This is a genomic window from Cupriavidus sp. HMR-1, assembly GCF_000319775.1.
Taxonomy (GTDB): domain Bacteria; phylum Pseudomonadota; class Gammaproteobacteria; order Burkholderiales; family Burkholderiaceae; genus Cupriavidus; species Cupriavidus metallidurans.
On sequence record NZ_ANKP01000030.1, the window covers coordinates 21,247 to 27,594 of the forward strand.

The window sequence follows — 6,348 nt, forward strand, 5'->3', positions numbered from 1 at the left end:
AGAGGGGGAGCAAGTTCGCTGGCAGGCGCAGCGTGCTTCATCGCTCCATACACGCGGCGATGTCGTGGGGCGCAACTACATGCCAACGGCACGAAGCTTGCGCCGACGACGCGCGCGCGGGGTTCCAAACTGGCTGGCAGCCCGTTGCTGTCTGCTTATTGGTTGCTCCGGGCGTTGCGCCCGGAGAATCGGGCCGGACGCGTGTCAGCGCCGGTCAGCGATGAAGCGGTCGCCCACCGTTTGGGCGGGATTGCTTGCGCTGCCGCTTCTCCCGGTACATGGCGGCGTCCGCCAGTTCCAGCGCCTGTTCGACGGGGACGGGCCTGACGGCCACGACACCGGCGCTCACGCCAGCGTAGTCAATGGTGACGCCGGCCAGCGTGTAGACACCGCGAGTCGCCGTCAACGCACGCTTCTGCAATTGGTCGGCCAGGCTATGCGCCTGCGTTGCAGACGCCGGAGCGGGTGCCACCAGCGCAAATTCGTCGCCACCCACGCGGGCCAGCATGTCGGTGTCTCGCACAATGCCGGAAAGGCGCTTTGAACATTCGCTCAGGAACTGATCTCCGACCACATGTCCGTATGCGTCGTTGATGCGTTTGAAGTCATCCAGATCGATGATGCCGACGATGACGTGGGATTCGTCCCTGGTTGCGCGCGCCAGCAGTCTGCCAAGCTCGCCGTGGAGCGCCCGTCTGTTGGGCAGGCCCGTCAGGGCGTCGGTCAATGCGAAGTTCGCGAGGTACTCGTTCGACCGCCTTAGCTCCTCGAGCAATCGTTCTCGCTCGATATGGTGTCCGATCAGCTTCGAGAAAATGTTCAAGGCGCTGAACGCCTGCGGCCCCAGCGGTTGGCTGCGCTTGCTCGCCCCGCACAACGTACCAATGATCTCCCCATCGCTCGCGCGAATGGGGGCACTGGCGTATGTCTCGATGCCGAGCGCCCTCGCGGCCTGTGAATCCCCCCAGATCTCGCTCGCGTTCGACGTGTAGCGGCGACCTTCCTCCAGGCAACGCTTGCAGAGGGTGTCGGACCATGGAACGGACAGCCCCTCGGGAATCACGAGTTCGCCCGCGTTCCTGACAAAGTCGACGGACTGCAAACCCGCCTCTTCATCAATCGACGTCAGGTACAGGGACTCAAGGCCGGTGATCAGTTCCAGCATCTCCAGCAGCGGTCTCGTGAGTTGCTCCAGACTCTCGGCCGTGGCAACGGACGCCGAAAGCCGTTCAAGGATCAACTCCATGGGTTTTGTCTCCTCTTTCATGCTGTGCTTTCGCTCCAGAACATACCGAACAGGCGCTTGCCAGCCAACTCGGCTGAGTGAGGAATCATATCGTTTTACTGAACGATTTCCTCGTTGCTATCGACAGGCGGGAAGCCAAATCGTCCTTCCACCGAGTCAAGCTATGGCTCATAAAAAAACCGGGGCCAGAGCCCCGGTTTTTTCTACGTCCCGACTGTCAACTTGCTACATGCTCAGGCAACCGGCCGTCATCCCTGCCGCTCGTGTCCGGCTCGTCCGGCCATGAGCGGCCAACCATCCATTCGTAGAGCGTGGGCAGCACGATCAGCGTCAGCAGCGTGGCCGTAATCAGGCCACCGATGATCACGATCGCCAGCGGCCGCTGCGTTTCCGAGCCGATGGCGCGCGAGATCGCCATCGGGAACAAGCCCAGCATGGCCAGCATCGCGGTCATCAACACGGTGCGCAGACGATCCATCGAGCCGGTCAGCACGGCCTGGCGTACTGGCATGCCTTCGTCGCGCAACTGGTTGAAGTAGGTCACCATCACCACGCCGTTCAGCACGGCCTGCCCGAACAGCGCGATGAAGCCAATTGCCGCCGAGACCGACAGCGGAATGCCGGTCAGGAACAGCGCAAACACGCCACCGATCAGCGCGAACGGAATGTTCGAGATGATCAGCGCCGCGCTCTTGAACGACTGGAACGCGTTGAACAGCAGCAGGAAGATCAGCAGCACCGACAGCGGCACCACGATCGACAGGCGCGCCATCGCGCGTTCCTGGTTCTCGAACTCGCCCGACCAACTGATCTTGACGTCCTCGGCATTGACGTTCTTCTTCACCAGATCCTGCATGTCCTTCACCACGCTACCCATGTCGCGGTCGTGGATGAAGATACCGATCGACGTGGTGCGCTGACCGTTCTCGCGGCTGATGTTCATCGCGCCCGAAGCGGCCCGGAACGTCACCAGCTGCGACAGCGGCACCTGCGCGCCATCGGCGGTCTGCATGAAGATGTTCGGCAGGTTCGGCAGTTCGCGCTCGCCCGGCTTCAGGCGTACCACCACGCTGAAGTGCTTCTCGCCTTCCCACAGCTCCGTTGCGGCCTTGCCGCCGAGCGCGCTTTCCATCAGGTCCTGCACGTCAGCCACGTTGATGCCGTAGCGGGCAGCCTGGGCGCGATCAAAATCAAGCACGTACTGCGGCAGTTCGCCGTCACGGTCGATAAACGCGCGCATCACGCCGCGTACCGACTGCACGTTGGCCAGGATCTGATCCGCCACCTTCTTGTTGTGCTCGAGGCTGTCGCTCTGCACCTTGATCACGATCTGGCCCTTGATCTGCGAGATGCTCTCCAGGATGTTGTCGCGCACCGGCTGCGAGAAGTTAGGCTCGATGCCCGGCATCTTGCGCAGGTTGCGGTTGATTTCCTCGATGATCTTGCGCTTGTCGAAGCCAGCGCGCCATGCCTTGTCGCTCTTCAGGTCGACCAGGATTTCCACGGTGTTGATCAACTTCGGATCGGTACCGTCGTCGGGACGGCCCACCTTGGAGATCGTCGTGTTGACCTCAGGCGTGGTGCGAATCACGTTGCGCAGCAGACGCGCCTGATCGCGTGCCTCGTCCAGCGACACCGAGGCCGGCAAGTCGAAGCTGACCCACATCGAGCCTTCGTCGAGTTCGGGCAGGAATTCGCTGCCCAGGAACTTGCCCACGCCGACGGTGGCCACCAGCAGGCCCACGGCGATGGCCACGACCTTCTTCTTGTTCTCGAGCGCCCACGCCAGCATCGGCTCATAGAGGCGCTTGCACTGGCGCACCACGAAATTGTCCTCGTGCGCGATGTTCTTCTTGAGCAGCAGGTGGCACAGCAGCGGCACCACGGTCAGCGAGACGATCAGCGAGCCGACCAGCGCGCCCGTCACCGTGTACGCCATCGGCGCGAAGATCTTTCCTTCGTGACGCTGCAGCGTGAAGATCGGGATGTGCGCGGCGATGATGATGATCATCGAGAACACGGTCGGACGCCCCACCTCTGTCGTGGCCTGAAGGATCGCGTGCATCCGCGCCTTGTTGTCCTTGATCTGCTGTTCCTTGAGTTCGCCCAGCCGCTTGAAGATGTTCTCGACGACGATCACCGCGCCGTCGACGATGATGCCGAAGTCCATCGCCCCCAGCGACAGCAGGTTGGCCGGAATACCCACCCAGGTCAGGCCGATGAACGTCGACAGCAGCGCCAGCGGGATCACCAGCGCCACGATCGCCGCCGCGCGCACGTTGGCCAGGAACAGGTACAGCACGGCCATCACCAGCAGCGCGCCCTCCACCAGGTTGCCGAACACCGTGTGCAGCGTCTTGTCGATCAACGTCGAGCGGTCGTAGTACGGCACCAGCTTCACGCCCTTTGGCAGAATCTGGTCGTCGAGCAGTTCGATCTTCTTCTTCAGCGCCTCGAGCACTATCGACGGGTTCTCGCCCTTGCGCATCACCACGATGCCCGAGACGATGTCGTCCTCGTCGTCCTGACCCATCAGGCCCTGCGGCGGCGCGGCGCCGATCTTGACCTCGGCAATGTCCTTGACCAGGATCGGCGTGCCGTTGTTCTCGGCCACCACCACGTTGGCGATGTCGGCCGAGCTACGGAAGCTGCCCAGCGAACGCAGCAGGTACTGCTGGCGTCCATGCGCCACCGAGCCGCCGCCGGCGTTCGAGTTGCCGCGCTGAAGCGCCGTGAACAGTTGCGACAGCGAGATCTTGCTGTCGCGCATGCGGCCCAGATTCGGGTTCACCTCGTACTGCTTGATCGAGCCGCCGATCGTGACCACGTCGGCCACGCCCGGCACCTGACGCAGATTCTTCTCCACGACCCAGTCCTGCAGCGTGCGCAGTTCCTGCGGCGTGTAGCCCTTGCCGCTCAGGCGGAAGCGATAGATCTCACCGATGGCAGTGGACAACGGCGCCAGTTCCGGCTGCACGCCGTCGGGCAGGTCAACGCTGCGCAGCCGTTCGATGATCTGCTGGCGCGCGACGATGTCGGTGGCCTTGTCATTGAAGGTCACCATCATGAACGACAGGCCGAACTGCGTATGCGAGAACACGCGCACCGAATTCGGCGTACCCGCCAGCGCGGTTTCGATCGGAATCGTGACCTGGCGCTCCACTTCCTCGGCGGCCCGGCCCGGGTACAGCGTGATCACGTTGACCTGGATGTCCGAGACGTCTGGGAACGCTTCGATCGGCAGGTTCTTGAAGGCGGCCAGGCCGCCCGCGACGAAGATGATCAGGCCAAGCCAGACAAACAGCTTCTGGTGCAGCGCGAAATTGACGATGCGTGAAATCATGTGGCTGCCGTCCTTAATGCTTGGCAGCCGCACGCGCGGCGTTCACCGCGGTGGCATCGCGCAGGATGTCCTGCAGATAGAGATTGCCGTCGGTGATCACCACGTCGCCCTCTTTCAGGCCTTCCACCACCTCGGTCGTGCCCGGAATCGTCACGCCGAGCTTGACCTCGCGGCGCTCGAACCTGTTGGGCGTGGTGCGCACGAACACATAGTTCTTGTTATCGGCCAGGAACACGGCCTTCGACGGCACCGAGATCCCCTGGAACGACGCGGCCTGCATCTTCGCTGTAACGAACATCTCGGCCTTCAAGCGGCGGTCGGCGTTCGGCACGGACAGACGCACCTTGACGCTGCGCGACGACGGATCAACGTAATCCGCGATCTTGACCACAGTGCCCGTGAACGTCTCGCCGGGGTAGGCGGCGCTGGCAAGCTGCACGGTCACGCCGGGCCTGAAGTGGCCAAGGTCCGCCTCGGCGGCATCGAGCTGCGCCCACAGCGTGGTGGGATCGGTAATCAGGTACAGCGGCGCGGTGGGTGGCTGGTCGGGACGCAGTTCCATCCCCGGATTGATATTGCGCTCGACCACCAGGCCGTCGATCGGGCTGCGCAGCGCGAAACGCTGGTTCACGCCGTCATTGCCGGAAGCGCCGTACATGCGCAGCGCTGCCTGCGTGCGCTGCTGGTCAGCCGCGGCGCGGGCGTTGTCCGCCTGCGCCTGCTCCAGATCCTTCTGGGCGATGATGCCGGCCTCATACAACTCGCGCTGGCGCGCCAGCGCCTTCGACGCCACGGCGCTATCCGCGGACGCCTTGCGGGCATCGGCCTGGGCCGAGCCAAAATCGGGCGACGTCAGCATCGCCAGCGGCTGGCCAGCCTTCACGGTGACGCCGGGCTGCACCAGGATCTCCATCACACGGCCAGCGAATGGCGAAGCCACGCGCACCGTCTTGTCTTCGTTCCAGACCAGGCGGCCGGGCATGCTCAGCATGCGATCGCCGCCGCTCTTGACCGGCTGGCCGACGACGCCGGGCAGCGACTTGACGTTCGCCGGATACTCGATGACCTGACCAGCCACCTTCGGCTCGTCATCGTTCTCGGGCGCTTCCTTCTTGCCGCAGGCGCCCAGCGTAAGCACGCACAGTGACAGCACAGCCGCCAGACGCGCGGCGCCGGCACGGGTGAAGCGGGAATCGCGGGAGATGAGCGGCATATCAGGGATGCGATGCATCGGTTCGAACCTGGGGAAGCTTGTTGATATCGGAAGTGGTGGCCTGCAGGGCGGCGCGGTACGCGGCCATGGCCTTGGCGAAGCTGCCCTGCACGTCAACAGCGTCCAGACGCGTCTGACGCAGCGCGCGGCGCGCGTCGAGCAGGTCGAGCACGCCGGTGGCACCCTTCGTATAGGCGAACTCGGCACTCTGCGCGACGTTCTCCGCCGCCGGCAGCACGGCGGTCTGCATCTGCTGCAGCGACGCGCGCGCCGACTCGAGCTGGCTGCGCAGCCGTTCGATGTCGTTCTGCGCGGCCAGCAAGATACGGTTGCGGTCGTCGAGCGCGGCGTAGTAGTCCACCTCGGCGCGGCGCGCTTCACCGCCGAAGCTGTGGCGCACGAAAAGCGGAATCGAAATGAACACGCCGTAGCTGTTGCCGCTGCCGGTGGTATTGGCCTCGGAAACCGGATAGTGCTCGTACTGGGCGCCGACGGTCACGTCGGGCACGCGGCCGGCACGCGCCAGGTCACGCGCCGAGGCGGCGG

4 protein-coding genes are annotated in these 6,348 nt (G+C 64.0%); all 4 read right to left on the reverse strand.

Features of this window, described 5'->3' with window-relative positions:
- Positions 1–214 precede the first annotated feature (214 nt).
- Positions 215–1,246: a sensor domain-containing diguanylate cyclase gene (locus D769_RS04095; RefSeq protein WP_008642361.1), complete on the reverse strand. Its 1,032-nt coding sequence runs from the start codon at positions 1,244–1,246 to the stop codon at positions 215–217.
- Positions 1,247–1,463: 217 nt separating this feature from the next.
- Positions 1,464–4,589, reverse strand: a complete 3,126-nt coding sequence (locus D769_RS04100) for a CusA/CzcA family heavy metal efflux RND transporter (protein WP_008642362.1) — start codon at positions 4,587–4,589, stop codon at positions 1,464–1,466.
- 13 nt (positions 4,590–4,602) lie between these two features.
- A complete protein-coding gene (locus D769_RS04105; RefSeq protein ID WP_052018045.1) occupies positions 4,603–5,802 on the reverse strand; it encodes an efflux RND transporter periplasmic adaptor subunit in 1,200 nt (399 codons plus the stop codon).
- Between the two features lies 1 nt (position 5,803).
- Positions 5,804–6,348 (reverse strand): TolC family protein (locus D769_RS04110; RefSeq protein ID WP_008642364.1); only part of this gene is annotated, 545 nt, incomplete at its 5' end.

Bases quoted from the DNA above. Each gene is read 5' to 3' on its own strand.
- D769_RS04105 (WP_052018045.1), bottom strand. From the start codon at position 5,802: ATGCCGCTCATCTCCCGCGATTCCCGCTTCACCCGTGCCGGCGCCGCG.
- D769_RS04095 (WP_008642361.1), bottom strand. From the start codon at position 1,246: ATGGAGTTGATCCTTGAACGGCTTTCGGCGTCCGTTGCCACGGCCGAG.
- D769_RS04100 (WP_008642362.1), bottom strand. From the start codon at position 4,589: ATGATTTCACGCATCGTCAATTTCGCGCTGCACCAGAAGCTGTTTGTC.